Source organism: Micromonospora sp. NBC_01796 (genome assembly GCF_035917455.1).
In the GTDB taxonomy this organism is placed as follows: Bacteria; Actinomycetota; Actinomycetes; order Mycobacteriales; family Micromonosporaceae; genus Micromonospora_G.
Window position 1 is genome coordinate 3,064,810 of sequence record NZ_CP109078.1, and the last position, 20,292, is coordinate 3,085,101.

16 protein-coding genes, 1 pseudogene and 1 riboswitch are annotated in these 20,292 nt (G+C 70.6%); of the genes and pseudogenes, 13 read left to right on the top strand and 4 right to left on the bottom strand.

What is annotated here, in order from left to right; translation table 11 throughout:
• The first annotated feature begins 18 nt into the window (after window positions 1-18).
• From OIE47_RS14145 to pknB, 4 genes are read left to right on the top strand one after another with little or no spacing between them, the layout of a single operon-like run.
• On the top strand, window positions 19-1,464 hold the full coding sequence (locus OIE47_RS14145; protein ID WP_326563095.1) for an FtsW/RodA/SpoVE family cell cycle protein: 1,446 nt from the start codon (window positions 19-21) through the stop codon (window positions 1,462-1,464).
• Entirely contained in the window at window positions 1,461-2,963 is a 1,503-nt protein-coding gene (locus OIE47_RS14150) for a peptidoglycan D,D-transpeptidase FtsI family protein (RefSeq protein ID WP_326561949.1), read from the top strand. Before OIE47_RS14145 ends, OIE47_RS14150 begins: the two co-directional genes overlap by 4 nt.
• Complete coding sequence (locus OIE47_RS14155) at window positions 2,963-4,414, top strand: serine/threonine-protein kinase (RefSeq protein ID WP_326561950.1); 1,452 nt, start codon at window positions 2,963-2,965, stop codon at window positions 4,412-4,414. The genes OIE47_RS14150 and OIE47_RS14155 overlap by 1 nt, the downstream gene beginning before the upstream one ends.
• On the top strand, window positions 4,411-6,228 hold the full coding sequence (pknB, locus tag OIE47_RS14160; protein ID WP_326561951.1) for a Stk1 family PASTA domain-containing Ser/Thr kinase: 1,818 nt from the start codon (window positions 4,411-4,413) through the stop codon (window positions 6,226-6,228). Before OIE47_RS14155 ends, pknB begins: the two co-directional genes overlap by 4 nt.
• 51 nt (window positions 6,229-6,279) lie before the next feature.
• Here pknB and OIE47_RS14165 read toward each other — a convergent pair whose 3' ends face one another.
• The 3 genes and pseudogenes from OIE47_RS14165 to OIE47_RS14175 all read right to left on the bottom strand — a co-directional run.
• Window positions 6,280-6,930, bottom strand: a complete 651-nt coding sequence (locus OIE47_RS14165) for an aminodeoxychorismate/anthranilate synthase component II (RefSeq protein ID WP_326561952.1) — start codon at window positions 6,928-6,930, stop codon at window positions 6,280-6,282.
• 4 nt (window positions 6,931-6,934) lie between these two features.
• Window positions 6,935-7,225, bottom strand: coding sequence for a hypothetical protein (locus OIE47_RS14170; protein WP_326561953.1), 291 nt, complete (start codon window positions 7,223-7,225; stop codon window positions 6,935-6,937).
• 3 nt (window positions 7,226-7,228) lie between these two features.
• A pseudogene (locus OIE47_RS14175) lies at window positions 7,229-8,233 on the bottom strand (class E sortase); the annotation flags it as partial.
• A 1-nt stretch (window position 8,234) separates the two neighbouring features.
• Between OIE47_RS14175 and OIE47_RS14180 the strand changes: the two are divergent.
• The gene (locus tag OIE47_RS14180; protein WP_326561955.1) at window positions 8,235-9,173 is read left to right on the top strand and encodes a hypothetical protein; all 939 of its coding nucleotides are present in this window, start codon (window positions 8,235-8,237) and stop codon (window positions 9,171-9,173) included.
• A gap of 376 nt (window positions 9,174-9,549) precedes the next feature.
• Here OIE47_RS14180 and OIE47_RS14185 read toward each other — a convergent pair whose 3' ends face one another.
• On the bottom strand, window positions 9,550-10,359 hold the full coding sequence (locus OIE47_RS14185; protein ID WP_326561956.1) for a DUF881 domain-containing protein: 810 nt from the start codon (window positions 10,357-10,359) through the stop codon (window positions 9,550-9,552).
• 220 nt (window positions 10,360-10,579) lie between these two features.
• Between OIE47_RS14185 and OIE47_RS14190 the strand changes: the two genes are divergently transcribed.
• From OIE47_RS14190 to OIE47_RS14225, 8 genes are all read left to right on the top strand, one after another.
• Entirely contained in the window at window positions 10,580-10,843 is a 264-nt protein-coding gene (locus tag OIE47_RS14190) for a cell division protein CrgA (protein WP_326561957.1), read from the top strand.
• 298 nt (window positions 10,844-11,141) lie between these two features.
• A complete protein-coding gene (locus OIE47_RS14195; protein WP_326561958.1) occupies window positions 11,142-13,334 on the top strand; it encodes a (Fe-S)-binding protein in 2,193 nt (730 codons plus the stop codon).
• 73 nt (window positions 13,335-13,407) lie between these two features.
• On the top strand, window positions 13,408-14,580 hold the full coding sequence (locus tag OIE47_RS14200) for a sensor histidine kinase (RefSeq protein WP_326561959.1): 1,173 nt from the start codon (window positions 13,408-13,410) through the stop codon (window positions 14,578-14,580).
• Window positions 14,571-15,215, top strand: a complete 645-nt coding sequence (locus OIE47_RS14205; protein WP_326561960.1) for a response regulator transcription factor — start codon at window positions 14,571-14,573, stop codon at window positions 15,213-15,215. Before OIE47_RS14200 ends, OIE47_RS14205 begins: the two co-directional genes overlap by 10 nt.
• 110 nt (window positions 15,216-15,325) lie before the next feature.
• The gene (locus tag OIE47_RS14210) at window positions 15,326-16,651 is read left to right on the top strand and encodes a hemolysin family protein (protein WP_326561961.1); all 1,326 of its coding nucleotides are present in this window, start codon (window positions 15,326-15,328) and stop codon (window positions 16,649-16,651) included.
• A gap of 25 nt (window positions 16,652-16,676) precedes the next feature.
• On the top strand, window positions 16,677-17,720 hold the full coding sequence (locus OIE47_RS14215) for a hemolysin family protein (protein ID WP_326561962.1): 1,044 nt from the start codon (window positions 16,677-16,679) through the stop codon (window positions 17,718-17,720).
• A 136-nt stretch (window positions 17,721-17,856) separates the two neighbouring features.
• Window positions 17,857-18,885 carry an NlpC/P60 family protein gene (locus OIE47_RS14220; RefSeq protein ID WP_442792092.1) on the top strand — a complete coding sequence of 343 codons (1,029 nt, stop codon included), beginning with the start codon at window positions 17,857-17,859 and terminating at the stop codon, window positions 18,883-18,885.
• Between the two features lie 215 nt (window positions 18,886-19,100).
• A riboswitch (cyclic di-AMP (ydaO/yuaA leader) is annotated at window positions 19,101-19,238 on the top strand.
• A 67-nt stretch (window positions 19,239-19,305) separates the two neighbouring features.
• Window positions 19,306-20,289, top strand: coding sequence for a C40 family peptidase (locus tag OIE47_RS14225; RefSeq protein ID WP_326561964.1), 984 nt, complete (start codon window positions 19,306-19,308; stop codon window positions 20,287-20,289).
• Window positions 20,290-20,292 lie beyond the last annotated feature (3 nt).

Below are 20,292 nucleotides of genomic sequence, written 5' to 3' on the forward strand. Positions count from 1 at the left end.
CCCGCAGTCACGGGTGAGATGCCGCGCGTCCGGGACACCAAGTCCCGGCGCAACGCCGAACTGGCGCTACTCCTGCTGGCGATGGCGCTGGTGGCGGTGTACGCGGCCACCGTCGAGGCGAACGTGCTCGACACCGTCACGCTGGACTTCTGGGTGCCGACCGCGGCCCTGACCGCGGTCTTCCTCGGTCTGCACGTGGTGATCCGTTACCTCGCGCCGCACGCCGATCCGGCCCTGGTGCCGGCGGTCGCCCTGCTCAACGGGCTCGGCGTGGGCTTCCTGCGCCGGCTCGACCTGGCGGAGGCGAAGCCGGAGGCACGCGCCGACTTCCCGATCTTCGCGGGCACCGGGGGCCGGCAACTGGCCTGGACCCTGGCCGCGGTGATCCTCGCGGCCGGACTGCTGATCCTGGTCCGCGACCACCGGGCGATCTCGCGGTACGCGTACACGCTCGGCCTCGCCGGCATCGTGCTGGTGATGCTGCCGGCGGTGCTGCCGCGGAGCATGTCGGAGATCAACGGCGCCAAGCTCTGGATCATGATCGGCGGGTTCTCCATCCAGCCCGGCGAGTTCGCCAAGCTGGCCCTGCTGGTCTTCTTCGCCTACTACCTGGTCCGCAAGCGAGAAGTGCTGTCGCTGGCGAGCCGTCGGTTCCTCGGCGTCGACTTCCCCCGTGGCCGCGACCTCGGGCCGGTGATCGGGGTCTGGCTGGTCAGCCTGATGGTCCTGATCTTCGAGAAGGACCTCGGCACCTCGCTGCTCTACTTCGGCATGTTCGTGGTGACGCTCTACATCGCCACCGAGCGGGTCAGTTGGCTGATCATCGGTCTGGTGCTCTTCTTCGGCGGGGCCTTCCTGGCGTACTTCCTGGGCAGCGCGGTCGGCGGGCCGTTCGCGAACTTCTACCTGCGGGCCGAGATCTGGCTGCACCCGTTCGACGATCCGTACCGCGACGGTTATCAACTCGTACAGGGCTTACTCGGGCTCGGTACCGGAGGTCTGTTCGGCGCCGGGCCGGGCGGCGGTCAGCCGACCGAGGTGCCCGAGGTGCACAACGACTTCATCTTCGCCGGCATGGGTGAGGAGATCGGCCTGTTCGGGCTCACCGCCCTGCTGGTGATCTACCTGCTCATCGTCGAGCGCGGGTTGCGGGCCGCGCTGGCCGTACGCGACTCGTTCGGCAAACTGCTCGCCGGTGGCCTCGCGTTCACCCTCGGGCTCCAGGTCTTCGTGATCGTCGGCGGGATCAGCAAGCTCATCCCGCTCACCGGCCAGACCACCCCGTTCCTCTCCGCCGGTGGTTCCTCACTGATGGCGAACTGGCTGCTGGTGGCGCTGCTGTTGCGGGTCTCCGACGCGGCCCGGCGGCCGGTGGACAGTTCCACGCCGGGGCGTCCGGCGGGCGGGTCCGGGACACCCCCGGCCCAACTGCACGGTGCCACAACGGAGGTGATTCGCCCGTGAACGCACCACTGCGCAAGGTCGGCGTGGTCGTCATGGTCCTGTTCGGCCTGCTCTTCGTGAACCTCAACTGGGTGCAGGGCTACAAGGCCGACGAATACCGCACCAGCGACTACAACGGTCGGGTCCAGGTCGCCCAGTACGACCGCAAGCGCGGCAACATCGAAGCCGGCGGTACGGCTCTGGCCAGCAGCAAGGAGACCACCGGCAAGCTGAAGTTCCTGCGCTCGTACGTCGACGGGCCGATGTACGCGCACGTGCTCGGCTACCAGCCGGTCAACATCGGTCCGACCGGCATCGAGCGGAGCGAGAACGACTTCCTCAACGGCACCAGCGACCAGCTTTTCGGTGACCGGGTCCGGGACCTCTTCACCGGCGACCAGACGGCCGGCGGCAACGTCCTGCTGAGCCTGTCCCGCCGGGCCCAGCAGACCGCGTTCGACGAGATGACGAAGAACAAGGTCGGTGCGGTCAGGGGTGGCGCCATCGCGATCAACCCGAGCACCGGTGCGGTGCAGGCGCTCGTCTCCATGCCCAGCTTCGACCCGAACACGCTCGCCACCCACGACACCGAGGCGGCGAACGTCGAGTACCAGAAGCTGGAGAACGACCCGAACGGGCCGCTGCGCAACCGCGCTCTCTCCGAGACCCAGCCGCCCGGCTCGACCTTCAAGGTGATCGACGCCGCCGCCGCGCTGGAGGCCGGGTACAAGCAGGACACCAAGATCCCGGCCACCTCCAGCTACACCGCGCCGACCTCGGGTACCGAGATCCGCAACGCCGCGCCGAGCATCTGCCCGGAGGCCGAGGTCACCCTGATCGACGCGCTCACCGAGTCGTGCAACACCGGCTTCGCGCGACTCGGTGTGCAGCTCGGCGCAGACAAGATCAAGGAGACCGCGCGGAACTTCGGCTTCGAGGACGAGGACCTCACCGTCGGCCGGCTCGACGAGAACGGGATCGCGACCGCGGCCAGCCGTACCGGGGACATCAAGAACCCGGACGGCGGGGACGACCCGGCCGCCCTGGCACAGTCCGCGATCGGCCAGAACAACGTACGGATGACCCCGCTGGAAGGCGCGATGATCGCCGCCGCGGTGGCGAACAACGGCAAGCAGATGCGGCCGTACCTGGTGCAGCAGCTCCTCGGCCCGGACCGGACCACCGACTACTACACCGCCGACCCGCGCGAGTTGCGCCAGTCGGTCAGCCCGCAGGTGGCCAGCGACCTGCGGGACATGATGTACAGCGTGGTCACGAACGGCACCGGCAAGCCGGCCCGGATCAGCGGCTACCAGGTCGGCGGCAAGACCGGCACCGCCCAGTCCGACGCGAACACCCAGGACCACGGCTGGTTCATCGGGTTCGTGATGAAGGACGGCAAGCCGATCTCCGCCGTGGCGGTCCTGCTGGAGGCCGCCGGCAGCGGTGGCAGCGGCGAGGCGGCCCGGATCGCCGGCAAGATCATGCAGGCGGTCATCCAGGACGGGGGAGGCAAGTAATGCTCAGCCCCGGAGTGCTGCTCGGCAACCGTTACCGCCTGGACGAGCGGATCGCCGGCGGCGGCATGGGTGACGTCTGGCGCGGTACGGACGAGGTGCTCGGTCGTACCGTCGCGGTGAAGATCCTGCTGCCGGCACTGCTCGACGAGCCCGGCTTCGCCGAGCGGTTCCGGGGCGAGGCCCGGACCATGGCGACGATCAACCACCCCGGTGTGGTGGACGTCTACGACTACGGCAGCGACCAGCAGATCGCCTTTCTGGTCATGGAGTACGTCGAGGGCGACGCGCTCTCCACGACGCTCGGTCGGGTCGGCCGGCTCACCCCGGCGCGGACGATGGCGCTGATGGCGCAGGCGGCCGACGCGCTGCACGCCGCGCACGAGAAGGGCATCGTGCACCGCGACGTCAAGCCGGGCAACCTGCTGGTACGCCCGAACGGCACGCTGGTCCTCACCGACTTCGGCATCGCCCGGTCCGCACTGGTCGGGCAGCTCACCGCGGCCGGATCCGTACTCGGGACGGCGTCCTACATCTCCCCGGAGCAGGCGACCGGGTCCACCGCGTCGCCCGCCTCGGACGTGTACGCCCTCGGCGTGGTGGCGTACCAGTGCCTCTCCGGGCGGCGCCCGTTCGAGGGCGAGAACCCGCTCGACATCGCCATGCAGCACGTACGGGACACGCCCCGGCCACTGCCGGCGGACATCCCGCCGGCCGTACGGGCGATCGTCGAACGGTCGATGGCCAAGGACCCGGCGGCCCGGTGGCCCACGGCGGCCACTCTGGCCGCGGTGGCCCGGCAGGCCGCCACCCCGGCGCCGCCGATGCGCCCGCCGGTGCACCCCGCGCCCCCGCAGCCCACTCGGGCCGCCGGGCATCCCGCACCGCCGGCCCCGGCGCAGTCCGGCCGCCCGGCGGGGTACCCCGGCTCGGTACCGCCGGGTTCGCCGGTTGCCGGCCCCGTCTCCGGCGCGCCCCCGGTGGCGCCGGGCGGTACCAGGGTCGGCCCGTCCTATCCGCCGCCGGCCGCCGCCGCGGCTGCCTCGGTGCCGAACCGGCCGGGTTCACCGGCCGGCCCGACCCAGCAGCCGCCGGGTTACCACCGTGGCGCGGCTGCGGTGCCGGCCCCCCGACCCCGCCAGGAACCCAGTTACGCTCCGCCACCGGCGGCCGTGGCGTCCCGCCCGCAGCCGCCGTCGCCCGCCAACCGGTCCCTGCTGGTGGCGCTCGCGCTGGTATTGGGGCTGATAGTGCTGATCTGCTCCGGCGTGATCTCCTACTGGGTGACGAAGAGCAACAACAACGCCGGGAGCCAAGGCTTGCGGACAGTGACGTCCAGCTCGCAGAGAGTCAACGAACGCGACGTTTCGCAATATGCGCCGTACCGTCGGATAGAGCGGTACGGGTACGGCGCCCGGATGACCCAGATGAGCGAAGGACGACAGACGCGATGACTGCGCAGGCCCGCCTGCTGGGTGGCAGGTATCAGGTCGGCGAGCTGCTCGGCTACGGCGGCATGGCCGAGGTGCACCGGGGGCGCGATCTCCGGCTCGGCCGGGACGTCGCGATCAAGATGCTGCGTACGGACCTCGCCCGGGACGCCACCTTCCAGATGCGCTTCCGTCGGGAGGCGCAGAACGCCGCGTCCCTCAACCACCCGGCGATCGTCGCCGTCTACGACACCGGCGAGGAGATCGCCCCCACCGGCGAGACGCTCCCGTTCATCGTCATGGAGTTCGTCAACGGGCGCACCCTCAAGGAGGTGCTCGCCGCCGAGGGGCGGTTGATGCCCCGCCGCGCCCTGGAGATCTCCGCCGACATCTGCGCCGCCCTGGAGTTCAGCCACCGGCACGGGATCATCCACCGGGACATCAAGCCCGGCAACGTGATGCTCACCCTGAACGGCCAGGTCAAGGTCATGGACTTCGGCATCGCGCGGGCCCTGGCCAGCGGTGCCACCACGATGACGCAGACCAGCGCCGTCATCGGAACCGCCCAGTACCTCTCGCCCGAGCAGGCCCGTGGCGAGCCGGTGGACGCCCGGTCGGACGTCTACGCGGCCGGGTGCGTGATCTTCGAGCTGCTCTGCGGCCACCCCCCGTTCGTCGGGGACAGCCCGGTCAGCGTCGCCTACCAGCACGTACGGGAGGATCCGCCGGCGCCGAGCGACATCAACCGGGACGTCACCCCGCCGATCGACGCGATCGTGCTCAAGGCCCTCTCCAAGAACCCGCTCAACCGTTACCAGAGCGCCGGCGAGATGCGTGCCGACCTGCTCCGGGCAGCGGCGGGGCGCCCGGTGATGGCCACCCCGGTGCTGCGCGACGACGAGACCACCGCCCTGCCGCCGGCCGGCGCCGTACGCCCCGGTGGTGGCGGCCCCCGGCCGGCACCGGCCCGGGTCGGTGACCCCCGCAACCGCCGCGCCTCCGCCTGGGTGCTCGCCACCCTCAGTGGGCTCGGTGTCCTCGCGGTGATCGCGCTGGTCGCCGCCCTGCTGATCAACAACGCCGACAAGCCGACCACGGTCCAGGTGCAGGGGGTGGTCGGGCAGACGGAGGCAGCCGCCGTCGCCGCACTCCAGAAGCAGGGCTTCAAGACCACGGTCGGCGCGCAGGAGTTCAACGACACCTGCGAGAAGGACACGGTCGCCTCGCAGGATCCGGCCGCCGGGCAGTCGGCCGAGGCGAACACCACGATCACGTTGCGGCTCTGCGGCGGCCCGGAGGCGGTGAAGGTCCCGGCGAACCAGGTCGGCAACCCGTACGCCAACGTCGAGGCCGCGTTGAAGCAGGCCGGCCTGGTTCCCGAGCGCAAGAACGTGTCGAGCGAACAGCAAGAGGGCACGGTGTTGAAGCTCACCCCGGGCTCCGACGCCTCGGTGCAGAAGGGCTCGAAGGTCGTCGTCGAGGTCGCCACCGGCAACCTCAAGACGGTGCCGGAGGTGCGGGGCGAGACCAGGGAGGACGCCGAGAACACGCTGGACAATCTCGGTTTCGACGTGAAGGTCATCGACGGCAACAAGGTGGCGCCGCAGGACGCGGGCCGGGTGGAGAAGCAGAGCATCCCCGAGGGCCAGAAGAAGCCGGTCGGCACCCAGATCGTGCTGACCGTCACCGTCCCCCGGCAGGAGCCGACCGCGAACCCGACCACCCCGACGCCGACTCCGACGGGCACCGGTGGTGCCGGTGCCGGCGGCGGTGGCGGGGTGCCGGTCAGCCCGAGCACGACCCCGAGCGCGCGGCCAACCAGGAGCGGGATCCGCTAGGAGACCCCGAGCGGTACGTCCGTCCCCGCAGTGAGGCGGCGGTGACGGACGCTAGACGGTGACGAAGGCCGAGCGGCGGCGGGTGTCGACCTCGGCGGCGAGCGCGGGCGCCCGGTCGAGCGCCTCCGGGTGGCCGCAACCGGCCAGCCAGTTGGCGAGCATCAGGTGCCCACCCTCGGTCAGCACCGACTCGGGGTGGAACTGCACTCCCTCGATCGGCAGCGTCCGGTGGCGCATCGCCATCACCACCCCGGACTCGGTCCAGCCGGTGACCTCGATCTCGTCCGGCAGCGTCTCCGGCAGTACGGCCAACGAGTGGTACCTGGTGGCGGTGAACGGGTCGGGCAGACCGGCCAGGACCCCCACCGACTTGTGCTGCACCTGCGAGGTCTTGCCGTGCAGCAGCTCCGGTGCACGGGTGACGGTGGCCCCGAAGGCGACACCGATGGCCTGGTGACCCAGGCAGACACCGAAGATCGGCAGTTTTCCGGCGTACTCGCGGACCACGTCGAGGCAGATTCCGGCGCGTTCGGGCGTACCCGGTCCAGGGGAGAGCAGCACCCCGGCGACGCCGAGCCGGCCGATCTCGGCCACCTCGATCTCGTCGTTGCGGCGTACCTCGCAGTCGACTCCGAGCTGGCCCAGGTACTGGACCAGGTTGAAGACGAAGGAGTCGTAGTTGTCGATCACCAGGACGCGCATCGGGTTACCTGTTCGGGCTGGGAGGAGGGGTGTTGTTCGCATCGGTGTCGTACGGCACCGAATGGTCGTCGCCGGTCGCCGGATCGCCCCCGAGGCCCGGGTCCTCGCCGGACTCGACCCCGTCGGGGCCGCCGCCGTCCTGGGTCACCTGTACGTCGTCGAACGGCAGCAGTGGCTCGGCCCAGGGAAACACCACGTACCAGAGCAGGGCCACCGTCGCCGTGGTGAGCAGGAGCGAGCCGACCAGCTTGCCGACCAGGCCAAATGGTAGTCGTCGCCAGATCCAGGCGTACACGGCTCAGCCCTTCAGCTCGTCCGGTTGCCCGGCCGACTTCGGTTGGGTACGAGCCAGTTCGGCGTGGATGATCAACCGCTGGTAGTTGTCGAACTTGGGGTTGCAGGTGGTCAGCGTCAACATCGCCTTGGTCGCCTTGGCCTTGGGCTTGCCGGGTACCGGCGCGACCACCTCGACCTGGCTCGGCTTGACGATGATGTTGTCGGTGACCTTGTAGATGAACCAGTCGGTCTTCGACTCGGCCACGATCACGTCGCCGTCGTGCAGTTCGTCGAGGCGCCAGAAGGTTGCCTTGTTGCGGTGGCCGGCGACGGAGAAGTTGCCCACCTGGCCGGGCAGGGCGGTCTTCGGGTAGTGGCCGGGCGCGTACCGGATGTCCTTCTGGGTGACGCCCTCGACCACCACCCAGCTCTTGTCGAGCTTCGGGATGTAGATCGAGGCCATCGGCTTGCCGCCGGCGGGAGCCTTCGGCGGGGCGACTCCGGGTGCCGGGGTCGGCCCCACGGTCGGGTCGGGGCCGGGTTCGTCCTCCCACGCCTGGGCGAGTTCCTGGTTCAGCTCGCTCTGGTGGGCGTTGACGATGACCGACTTGCCCCAGATCTCGTACCCGGCGAAGAGCAGGATGACCAGGCCAAACGTGATCATGAGTTCGCCGCTGAACCGGAGCCCGGTACGGATCCGCGAGCCGATGGTCGGGCGGGTCAACTCGGAGTAGACGCTCTTGTAGCCCTCGTCCGTACGCTCCGGGCGGAGTTTGACCACCCGTTCACCCCGCTTGGGTCGGGCCTCGCCATCAGCGTCGGCCTCGTTCTCGGTGCCGTTGTGCTCCGCGCCCGGTCGCTCGTCGCCGGTCGCCGGGTCACGGTTCGTCCGTGATCCCGCCGCCACGAGCGGCAGCAGGGTCGTGACGTGTGCCTCCGGCCGTCTTCCCTCCGGCCGTGGCTTCCGTGCCGCCACCGTGGGCAGCAGGGTGGTTGCCGACGTGTCCTCGACCGGCGGGACCGCCGGGATGACCATCGTCGAGTTCTCGGGCGACGGCGGGGCCGCCGGTGGACGCCTCAGCGCCGAGGTGGGCAGCGGTGGCCGGGTGGCCCGGCTGTCGGCGGTCGGGCCCGGTGCCGTGGCGCCGTTCGGGCTGGGAGTGCCACCGCCCGGGGCCGGCTTCGTCGGGGAGTCGTTGCGCGCCGCGCTCGCCAGCGGGGCAGTGGCGGCGGTGAGCGGGTGCGCGCTGGCGGTCAGCGGGTGGGACGGGGCAGGTGCGCGAACCGGGTCCGGCCCGCCGGAGGCCCGGCTCCAGCCGCCGTTGGCACCGCTCGCGCCGGCCGCCGTCGCCGTCGGTCCGGCGGTGATCCGCCCGTTTGCGAGAGATGCCAGCTCGGCCGGCCCCGGGATGGGCTGGGTGCGTTCGGAAGACCCCGGGCCGGGTCGGGTGAGGTCGGCCGTCGCGGGCCGGATGGGCTCGGTGGTGACCGGCTGGGGGCGCTCGGTGGTGGCGGGCCGGGTGTGCTCCGACAGGCCGTTGAGGGCCCGGGTGCGTGCGGACGGGCCGGGGCTCGGGCGGGTGACTGCGGCAGGACCGGGTCCGGGGATGGGCTGGGTACGAACGGACGCGTCCGGGTCGGGCCCGGGAATGGGCTGCGTCCGATCGGCCGAACCCGCGATGTGGTCCGGGCCGGGTCGGGTCGCGGCGACCGGTGTGGATGCGCCACCTGCGCGTGCGGAGCCGTTCAGGGCAACACCGGTCGGGCCGACCGTACCGGGCCAGACCCTGGCGGGGTCGGCGGACGCCGCCGACTTGCCGGCTGCGGCGGGTGCCGTGAACGGGTGGATGGCCGGAATGGGTGCTGTCGTGTCCGGGTTCGCCCCGGCCGGGCGGGCCTGGCCGGGGTTCGGGACCCCGTCGGAGCGGGCCGGGGATCCCGGCGTCGGCCCCGGTGTCGGGCGCTGACGGGCGGGCGTCACCGACGGTACGACCGGAGCGGGAGTGGTGCCGGCAGGCGAAGCCGCGCCGGGTCGGCGGTCGGCCGACGGAGGCGGGACGGGCCTGGCCGGTGGGCTCTGGGGTGCTTGTGGCCGGGCGGCGGCCGGTGCCGGCGGCTTCGGTGAGGCAACGGGCGGGACCGGCGGCGTCGAGGCGGCAACGGGCGGGACCGGCGGCGTCGAGGCGGTAGGGGGTGCTTTCGGCACGGCGGCGGTCGGGGTCGACGCCGCAGGAGGCGGACCAGGGTCGGTGAATCGTGGGATCACCATGGTCTGGTCGTCGGCGTCCGGGGCACGGTGGCGTCCATTGCGCTCGTCGTGCGACGGGTCGCCGCTCATCGAACTCACCCCGGCACCTGGGCGGTACGTAGCCCGGTTGACCCTTCGAAGGCCGGCACGGTCACGCTGGACTCCACTGTCTCCTGGTATCCGAGTTGGAAGTGGTCCACGGCGTCCTTGAACAACCGAACGCCCTCGGAGGCGGCGAGGGCCCGCTGCAGAGCGGCGGGGTCACCGATTGCGGTGATCTTGAAGGGCGGCGAATACACCCGCCCGTGTAGTAACAGGGTGTTTCCCACGCAGCGTACCGCGCTGGTGGCGAGCACGCGGACGTTCATGATGGACATGCCCTCCGCGCCACCGGCCCAGAGCGCGTTGACGACCGCCTGTACATCGCCCTGGTGGACCACGAGGTCGTCGTTGCTGGCGTTCGCCGGCCGGCTGTCGTCGCCGAGTCGGGGGGCGTCGTTGAGTTCGACCACGAGGCCCGGCCCGGCCAGGGCGGTGAAGCCGGCGGCCACCCGGCTGGCGGCGGCCCGGTCGCGCTGGGCGGCGACGGGTGCGTCGGAGCCGGCCAGGGACTCGGTCTGCCGCTCCACGTCGGCGCGCAGGGCCGCGGCCTGTTTCTCGCTGGCGACCACCTGGTCGCGGCGGTCCTTCATGAGCTGGGCGAGCTCGGGGCGGCGGTCCTCCCGCAGCGAGGTGCCGTTGGCGGCGGTCGCCGAGGTGGTGAACAGCAGCCCGGCGGCGAGAGCGATCAACGGCACAGCCGCGGACCAGCCCGGCCGTCGCTGCCCGGAGCGGCGGGGCAGTAGCCCGACAACCGCCCGGCGGAGCACCTTGCGCCAGGAGATGACACCCGTTGTGTACTCCACCGAGCCTGCCCTCCCCATCGTGTCGATCTCTCGCACTGTGGGCTTCGTGTCCCACTCGGTAGCCGGATGTGCTCACCCGGAGCAACCGGTTGGCCCCGTTCATGGCCTGATCGGGTCAACCCGACTACGCTAGCTGTCGAACATTATTGGCCATGGACCGTCGCCCCTGCGTCCGGTTGTCAGGCCGGACGAGGATCGCCACCCCTCCAGGAGGAGCGCCGTGCCGAAGTCGCAGGTCCGTAAGAAAAAGGTCTACACCCCGCCCACCGACGTGCGCCCCTCGGGCACGGCGGCGACCCGCAAGCCTAGCCCGATCTGGCTGCCCATCACCGCGGTCAGCTTGATCGTCTTTGGCATCGCGTGGCTGGTGGTCTACTACCTTTCCGAGACCGAGTACCCGGTCGCCAGCTGGGGTTACTGGAACCTCGCGATCGGCTTCGGGGGCATGGTCGGCTCGTTGGCCCTGCTCTCCCGTTGGCGCTGACGGCGTACCGGATCGGCCACTGATCTCGCACGACAACCTTCGCTGACCCGCCCCGTACGGGCGGGTCAGCCAGCTCAGCCGGCGCCAGCACCGTCCCGCGGGCGCCGGCTCTGCGTACGTGCACCCTGACCGGCGCGGCGACTGCGACCGGGGCCGCCTAGGGTGTCCGTACGGCGGCGCATCCGGCTGCGAGGAATCCCACGTTACTAGCGGGTAACCTGGCGCGTAGGCTGCAGGCACGATCGCACCCCCGCGGTCAGCCAGTCGCCGGGCACGTCGCACACCGGGAGGCCAGGGCATGGGCAGCGTCCAGATCGTCACCACGGCCGTCGCCGCCGCCATCACCGTGGTCGCGGTGGTGCTGGCGGTACGCGCGGTGCAGCGGATGCTGGCGGTGATCCGGGCGGGTCAACCCGACCCGACGCGCTCCGGCAACCGCTCCCTGCGTACGCGGACGATGTTGACCGAGACGCTCGGGCACACCCGGATGCTGCGCTGGAGCGTGGTGGGCGCCGCGCACTGGTTCGTGATGGTCGCGTTCATCGTGCTGTCGCTGCTGGTGCTCGAGGCGTACTTCGAAGTGGTCACCCCGACCGGCGGCCTGCCGGTGATCGGCCACTGGATCGTGTACGGCCTGGTCACCGAGATCATCGGGATCCTCGGTACGGCCGGGATCCTGGTGCTGATCGCCATCCGGCTGCGCAACCGACCGGGCAACCCGGAGCGGCGTTCCCGGTTCACCGGCTCGACCATGTGGCAGGGCTACTTCGTCGAGGCCGTGGTGCTGGCGGTACTCGTCTGCGGCTTCCTGATCCGTGGCTTCAAGGTCGCGACCGACCACTTCGAGTTCCCGGCCTGGGCCACCCCGGTCAGCCACGCGGTCGGCGCGGTGCTGCCGGACTGGTCCGCCGGCACCAGCGTCACCGCCATGGTGAAGATCATGATTTCGATGACCTGGGTCATCGTCATCGCGCTCAACGTGACCATGGGCGTGGCCTGGCACCGGTTCTTCGCCTTCTTCAACATCTACTTCAAGCGGGACCCGGGCAAGACCGGCTCGGGCCTCGGGGCGCTGCGGCCGATGATGAGCGAGGGCAAGCCCCTCGACTTCGAGGAGGCGGATCCGGAGTCCGACCAGTTCGGGGTCGCCCAGGTGGAGCAGTTCACCTGGAAGGGGCTGCTGGACTTCAGCACCTGCACCGAGTGCGGGCGGTGCCAGTCGCAGTGCCCCGCCTGGAACACCGGCAAGCCGCTGTCGCCGAAGCTGCTCGTACTGAGCCTGCGTGACCACGCGTACGCGAAGGCGCCGTACCTGCTGGCCGGTGGGGGCAAGGACCTGACCGGCGAGGAGAAGGCGACCCAGGCCCAGCTCGCCCACCTGGACGTACTCTCGCTCGCCGAGGGGAACCGGCCGCTGATCGGTGGCGCCGAGGAGGGCGGGGTGATCGACCCGGACGTGCTCTGGTCCTGCACCACCTGCGGTGCCTGCGTCGAGCAGTGCCCGGTCGACATCGAGCACGTGGACCACATCGTCGACATGCGCCGTTACCAGGTGCTGATCGAGTCGAACTTCCCGCCCGAGGCGGGCGTGATGCTGCGCAACCTGGAGAACAAGGGCAACCCGTGGGGTGCCCCGCCGAACACCCGCGAGGACTGGACCAAGGGCCTCGACTTCGAGGTGCCCCGGGTCGGTGAGACCGAGGACTTCGAGTACCTGTTCTGGGTCGGCTGCGCCGGGGCGTTCGAGGACCGGGCGAAGAAGACCACCCGTGCGGTGGCCACCCTCCTGCACGAGGCCGGGGTCAACTTCGCCATCCTCGGCGAGGGCGAGACCTGCACCGGTGACCCGGCCCGGCGGATCGGCAACGAGTTCGTCTTCCAGATGCTCGCCCAGCAGAACGTCGAGACGCTGAACGAGGCGTTCGGTGACCGGGAGCCGGCCAAGCGCAAGATCGTCGCGACCTGCCCGCACTGCTTCAACACCCTCGGCAACGAGTACGGCGAACTCGGCGGCCAGTTCGAGGTTGTCCACCACACCCAGTTGCTGGCCCACCTGGTCGCCACCGGCAAGCTCACCCCGGTCGCCCCGATCGACGGCGGCGTCACCTACCACGACCCCTGCTACCTGGGCCGGCACAACCGGGTCTTCACCCCGCCGCGCGAGGTGCTCGGCGCGGCGGCGGCCGACGGGCTGACCGAGATGCCGCGCAACAGCGAGCGTTCCTTCTGCTGCGGTGCCGGCGGCGCCCGGATGTGGATGGAGGAGCGGATCGGCAAGCGGATCAACGTGGAGCGGGTCGAGGAGGCGATCGCCACCGGCGCGAAGACCATCGCGGTCGGCTGCCCGTTCTGCACCACGATGATCAGCGACGGGGTGAACGGCAAGGGCGCGTCCGACGAGGTCGAGGTGATCGACGTGGCGACCGTACTGCTCCGCTCGGTCAAGCCGCCGACCCAGGGACAGCCGGAACCCGCCACCACGGCCAGCTAACCGGGAAGCAGCCCGCAACTGGGGGAAACCGCAGCCCGGGGCTGTGGGAAACCGCAAAGGTAGCCTCGCCGGGGTGGAGAGCCCGAACCCGTCCAGGCCCGGTAAGGCGGTCGTACGACTGCTGAGCCGTGCCGTACGCCTCGTGGTCGGGGTTCTGCTCGGTGCGGTGACCGCGGTGGTCGACCTGACGTACCTGGTCTGGTCCGGGCTGATCCTGGTGCCGGTCTGGCCGCATCCGGGAGCCCGGCGGGCGGCGGTACGGGAGATCCAGGCCGGTGCCCGGCACCTCGCCGAGGTGGAGCGGTGGCGACTGGCGGCGTTCCTCGACAGCGACAACGCCGACGACTACAGCGGGCGGCGCGCGGTGGAGTACCTCTGCCTGCGCTGGGCGGTCGGCCTGCTCGGCGGATTCGTGCTCCTGCTGTTCGTGTACGGCGCCGTCGCCGGCCTGGTGTGGCTCGGTGAGTGGGTCGCGGGTCAGAGCGGCGTCCTGCTCTTCGGCGGTCAACTCCTCCTCGGCCTGATCGGGCTCTTCCTGGTCACGCAGGGCCTGGTCGGGTTGGCCGCGCTGGATCGCCGGCTGGGCCGGATGTTCTTCGGACCGAGCGACCGGGAGGCGCTGGAGCGCCGGATCAGCGAGCTGGCGGTGAGCCGGGCCGGGATCGTCGAGGCGGTCGACGCCGAACGCCGGCGGATCGAGCGGGACCTGCACGACGGGTTGCAGCAGCGGCTGGTCGCGCTCGGCATGCTGCTGGGCCGGGCCCGCCGCAGCGGCGATCCGGAGCGGGCCGGGGACCTGCTCCGGCAGGCGCACGAGGAGTCCCGGTCGGCCCTGGAGGACCTCCGTGAGGTCGCCTGGCGGGTGTACCCGGCCGCGCTGGACAACCTGGGCCTCCAGGAGGCGCTGGCCCGGGTGGGCGAGCGGGCCGGGGTGCCGGTGACGATCCACTACCGGTTGGTCGAGCAGCCGCCGGACCCGGTGCGGACCGCCGCGTACTTCGTGGTCTCGGAGGCGGTGACGAACGCGGCCAAGCACGCCCGCGCCGGCCGGGTCGTGGTCGAGGTCGCACCGGGGCAGAATGCGGTCGTGGTGACGATCGACGACGACGGGACCGGCGGCGCGGACCCGTCCGGCAGCGGACTGGCCGGACTGGCCCGCCGGGTGGCCGCGCTGGACGGTCGGTTCCGGGTGCACAGCCCGCCCGGTGGTCCGACCACGGTCGTCGCGGAGCTGCCGTGCGGGTGATCCTGGCCGAGGACTCGACCCTGCTTCGGGAGGGGCTGGCCCGGTTGCTGGTCGAGGAGGGGCACGAGGTGGTGGCCTCGGTCGGTGACGGGGTCGCGCTGGTCGAGGCGGTCCGGGCCGACCCGCCCGACGTCGTGGTCGCGGACGTACGGATGCCGCCGACGCACACCGACGAGGGGCTGCGCGCCGCACTGGAGATCCGCCGCCGGTGGCCGGCCGTCGGGGTCCTGGTCCTCTCCCAGTACGTGGAGAAGCGGTACGCGGTCGACCTGCTCGGCGGTCGTACCGACGGGGTGGGCTACCTGCTGAAGGACCGGGTGGTGGAGGTGGGCGAGTTCCTCGACGCCCTGGCCCGGGTCGGCACCGGCGGCACCGCCTTCGACCCCGAGGTGGTACGCCAACTCCTGGCGCGTACGTCGCACACGGACTCGTTGGGCCGGCTCACCGAGCGGGAGCGGGCGGTGCTGGACCAGATGGCGCAGGGGCAGACGAACGCCACCATCGCCGGGCAGTTGCACGTGTCGCAGAGCGCGGTGGAGAAACACGTGAACGCGATCTTCGAGAAGCTGGGGCTGTCGCACACCACCGGGTACAGCCGCCGGGTGCTGGCCGTGCTCCGCTACCTCGGTAGCTGACTCCGACGAACGCCGCCCCGGCGGCCAACCGGGAAAAATCGGCGCTCGTGCCCCGCGCGCAGTCGTGGAACAATCGGCGCCGAGGTGAGCAGATCATCGATAGCCCACTGTTGACCACCCTCCTGCCGCTGGTCGCCTTCGTGCTGCTGACCGCCGGCAACGCCTTCTTCGTGGTGGCCGAATTCGCCCTCGTGACCGTCGACCGGGCCGAGGTGGACCAACGCGCCGCCGCCGGGGACCGCCGCGCCGGTACGGTCCACAAGGCACTGCGGGAACTTTCCTTCCAGCTTTCCGGGGCGCAGCTCGGCATCACCATCACCGCCCTGCTCACCGGCTATCTCGCCGAACCGGCACTGGCCAAACTCTTCGGCCCGGTGCTGCGGCCCCTGCTCGGCGACCGTACCGAGCTGGTCACCCCGTTGCTGTCGCTGGTGCTGGCCACCCTGCTGTCGATGCTCTTCGGTGAGCTGATCCCGAAGAACGCCGCGCTGGCCCGGCCGCTTCCGGCGGCGCTGGCCACGGCCGCGCCGATGCGTACCTTCAGCATCGTCTTCAAGTGGCTGATCCGGGCCCTGAACAACTCGGCGAACTGGCTCGTGCGGCGGCTCGGCGTGGAGCCGCAGGAGGAACTGGCCAGCGCCCGGTCCGCCGACGAGCTGGGGCTGCTGGCCGCGATCTCGGCGCAGGCCGGCGCGCTGCCGCCGGACACCGCGATGCTCCTGCGCCGGACCATCCGGTTCGGCGACAAACGGGCGGCGGAGGCGATGACCCCGAGGGTCGACGTGGTCGCGCTGCGGGCCGGCGCCACCGTGGCCGAGCTGCTCGACCTGGCCCAGCGCACCGGTCGGACCCGGTTTCCGGTGTACGAGGACACCCTCGACCTGGTCACCGGGGTGGCCGGGGTGCCGGACGCGCTCGGCGTACCGCTGGCCCGCAGGGCCGAGACGACGGTCGCCGCGGTGGCCCGGGAGCCGGTGTACGTACCGGAGAGCCTGGACCTGGACAACGTGCTCGCCGCGCTGCGTCGCGCGGACGCCGACCTGGCCATCGTGGTCGACGAGTACGGCGGCACCGACGGTGTGGTCACGGTCGAGGACCTGGTGGAGGAGCTGGTCGGTGAGATCGCCGACGAGTTCGACCCGGCGGCGGAACCGGACAGCGAGTGGCTCGAACTGACCGTGCCGGGCGGTGAGCGGACGGTCCTGGTCGACGGGGTACGCCGCGCGGACGAACTGGCCGAGCAGACCGGCTTCCGGCTGCCAGACGGTCCCTACGAGACCCTGGCAGGCTTCCTGCTGGCCCGCCTCGGGCACATCCCGGTCGCCGGGGAGACGGTCACCGAGCAGGGGTACGAGTTCACCGTGGTCGAGGTGGACCGGCACCGGATCGAGCAGGTACGGGTCCTGCGTCCGCCGGATCCCGGGGAGCCGGCATGACCGGGCGGCCGTCGGGTGGTGGCTCGTGACCGAGCTGCTGGTCGCTCTCGTGCTGCTGCTCGGCAACGGCTTCTTCGTGGGCAGCGAGTTCGCGCTGATCGCCTCCAGGCGTACGGTCATCGAGCCGATGGCGGCGGTGTCCAAACCGGCCCGGTGGGCGTTGTCCGCGATGAACCAGATCCCGCTGATGATCGCCGGTGCGCAGCTCGGCATCACCATCTGCTCGCTGGGTCTCGGCGCGATCGCCGAGCCGGCCCTGGCGCACCTGCTGGAGGGCCCGTTCCACGCGATCGGTGTGCCGGACGGTGCGGTGCACCCGGTCGCGTTCGTGCTCGCCCTCGGCGTGGTGGTGTTCCTGCACACCGTGGTCGGCGAGATGGTGCCGAAGAACATCACCCTCGCCGGGCCGGAGCGGGCGGCGCTCGCGCTCGGGCCGGCGATGCTGGCGTTCTGCACGGCGACCAAGCCGCTGCTGCTGGCGATGAAGTGGGCGTCGAGGCGGGTGCTGCGGCTGTGGGGAATCGAGGCCGCGGACGCGGTGAAGACGGTGTTCACCGCGGAGGAGTTGGCCGGGCTGGTCGCGCAGGCGCGTACCGAGGGGCTGCTCGACCCGGTGGAACACGCAAGGATCACCGGGGCGCTAGCGCTGCACCGCCGTACCGCCGCGGACGCGCTGCGCCCGTGGTCGAGTGTGACGACGGTGGCCGAGGACGTGTCGCCCGCGTCGCTGGAGGTGCTGGCCACGAGTACGGGCCGTTCGCGGTTCCCGGTGGTGCAGCGCAGTACCCGACGGGTGCTCGGTTTCGTGCACGTGAAGGACGTACTGGGTTATGCCGGGGCGGCTCGGCGGGCACCGGTGCCGGCCGACGTGTTGCGTCCGCTGGCGGTGGTGCCACCGGACCGTACGCTGGCCGAACTGTTGTTGTCGATGCGCCGCGAGCGCCGGCACATGGTGTTGGTGAGTGACGGCCGGGCGCCGCTGGGTGTGGTAACGCTCGACGATGTATTGACTGCGGTCGTTGGCAGGTCGACTGAGACCGTTGTCCGGCAACCGATTGCGCCGGTCTGAATACAGCGAGGAGTATCCGACCAGCGGCCTTGATTCGCGAACGAACCTTCCCTAATGTGGGGCTCCGACCGCTGTGGGACGTCGGCGCCCATTTCCCCCCTCGGGTGGCACCCAGCGGTCGGTAACGAAGGAGTCGGTGCCGGTGGCACGCGTGCCCTCCCATCGCCATTCGACCAATCATGAGCATCCGGGTGGTGGCACACGCCGCCGCACGTACCGCCTGTTGGCGCTCTCTGCCGTGGTGCTCGCCGGACTGCTGCCCGCCACGCAGGCGCAGGCCGCTCCGACGGTCGACGAAATCGAATCGCAGATCGACACCCAGTGGGTGCAGCTCGAACCGACCATCGAGCAGTACAACAAGGTGCACGGCCAGCTTCTGGCGAACCAGAAGAAGTCGGCCGACCTGCAGAAGAAGATTCAGCCGCTGGCGCTACAGGCCAACATGGCGCTCGATCGGGTCGGTGACCTGGCCTCGCGTTACTACAAGACCGGCCCGTCGTCGGACCTGAACGCGCTGATCACCACCGGTACGCCGACCCAGCTCGCGGACCAGCTCACCATCCTGGACCACCTGGCCCGCCAGCAGCAGGAGCAGATCGCCGACGTCACCGCCGCCCGGGACAAGTACGACGGCGAGAAGCGCAAGCTGGACGAGCTGATCGCCCAGCAGAAGAAGCAGGACACCGAGCTCGCCGGCAAGCGCAAGCAGATCAACGGTGAGATCGAGCGGCTGGAGAAGCTGCGTCTGACCGCGTACGGGTCGAGCAGTGCCGGTGGCGCGTTGCGCAAGGGCCCCTGCCCGGCGACGTACCCCGGTGGTGCCGCCGGCACCGCGGTCAAGACCGCCTGCGCGCAGATCGGCAAGCCGTACGTCTGGGGTTCGACCGGCCCCAACTCGTTCGACTGTTCGGGCCTGACCCAGTACGCCTGGGGCAAGGCCGGGGTGAAGCTCACGCACTTCACCGGTGCACAGTGGAACGAGGGAAAGGCGGTGAGCCGGGCCGACGCCCGAGCCGGCGATCTGGTCTTCTTCTACGGTGATCTGCACCACGTCGGTATGTATGTCGGTAACGGGCTGATGGTGCACTCGCCACGGTCCGGTAAGCCGGTGCAGATGCAGAGCATTGACGTCATGCCGGTTGCCGGGTTCCGCCGTCCGGGCTGACCTGGTGTAATTGCCCAGATTTGCAATGAAGAACCCCTTGCCAGCGGCACCCGCCGTTAGCAAGGGGTTCTCTTTATGTCGACCACAACACACCGTACGTGGTTGTCTGATATACGGAAAGATTTCACTCCTGCCACGGGTTGCACTTCAATAACAGGCTTCCTACTGTGGGAGATCGTCGGGGCGGCACCAGTCCACCCAGCCCGGGTGGCACCGGCTCGACACCGCCGAATCGTTTTCCGAAACGAGCCGGGGACCCAGCACCTCGGGGTGAATCCGCGAATTCTCGTGGTAGGGCGCCACTTCCCGCCCGAACCCGTCAGCTAACCCGGTACGCGGTAACGGAAGAAGGAGCGCCCAACCCCGGTGGCTAGCCATGCCCCGCGGTCGCTGTCCGTTGCGTCGACTCCGGTCGACCCGATGACCGTGCGATCGCGTACCCGTTGGCCTGTCCGTACCAGCCTGCTCGCCGCGATCGCCGGCGTAGCCGTTCTCCTGCTCGGTACCACCCCGGCCCACGCCGAGCCCTCGGTCGCCGAGATCGAGAAGCAGATCGACGTGGCCTGGAACCAGCTCGAACCGATCATCGAGAAGCACAACGCCACCCGCCAGGACCTGGCCGTCAAGCAGAAGCAGGCCGACGCGCTGGCCAAGAAGATCCAGCCGTTGCAGCTCCAGGTCGACATGGCCATGGGCAAGGTCAGCGACATGGCCGTGCGGGCGTACAAGGGCGACAACGCCTCGGCGATCAACGCGATCCTGACCACGGACTCGCCGACGATGCTCGCCGACCAGCTCACCATCCTCGACCAGTTCGCCCGCCGGCAGCAGCACGACGTGCAGGCCGTGGTCGACCTCAAGGAGAAGTACGCGGCCCAGAAGGCGCCGCTGGACACCCTGGTCGCCCAGCTCACCCGCACCGAGGCCGACCTGGCCGCGAAGAAGAAGCAGATCGACGCCGAGATCGACCGGCTGCAGAAACTGCGGATCAAGGTGTACGGCAACGGTGGCGGCGGCCCGCTCGCCCCGGCCCCGTGCCCGTCCGAGTACCCGGGCGGCGGCGCCGGCATCGCCGTCAAGTACGCCTGCCAGCAGATCGGCAAGCTCTACGTCTGGGGCGCCGCCGGGCCGAACAACTTCGACTGCTCCGGGCTGATGCTCGCCGCCTGGGCCAAGGCCGGGGTGACGCTGCCGCACAACGCCGCCGCGCAGCGCCGGGTCACGGCGTACGTCAAGCGCGCCGACCTGCGCCCCGGAGATCTCGTCTTCTACTACGCCGACCTGCACCACGTCGGCATGTACGTGGGCAACGGGTGGGTGGTGCACGCCTCCCAGGCCGGTGAACCGATCAAGATGAAACGCGTCGACGAGGGCACGATCCACAGCTTCGGCCGCCCCGGCTGACCA

Coding starts and splice junctions, on each gene's coding strand:
- OIE47_RS14145 (WP_326563095.1), top strand. CDS start 19: ATGCCGCGCGTCCGGGACACCAAGTCCCGGCGCAACGCCGAACTGGCG.
- OIE47_RS14180 (WP_326561955.1), top strand. CDS start 8,235: ATGACCATCGTCGAGTTCTCGGGCGACGGCGGGGCCGCCGGTGGACGC.
- OIE47_RS14155 (WP_326561950.1), top strand. CDS start 2,963: ATGCTCAGCCCCGGAGTGCTGCTCGGCAACCGTTACCGCCTGGACGAG.
- OIE47_RS14195 (WP_326561958.1), top strand. CDS start 11,142: ATGGGCAGCGTCCAGATCGTCACCACGGCCGTCGCCGCCGCCATCACC.
- OIE47_RS14225 (WP_326561964.1), top strand. CDS start 19,306: ATGACCGTGCGATCGCGTACCCGTTGGCCTGTCCGTACCAGCCTGCTC.
- pknB (WP_326561951.1), top strand. CDS start 4,411: ATGACTGCGCAGGCCCGCCTGCTGGGTGGCAGGTATCAGGTCGGCGAG.
- OIE47_RS14165 (WP_326561952.1), bottom strand. CDS start 6,930: ATGCGCGTCCTGGTGATCGACAACTACGACTCCTTCGTCTTCAACCTG.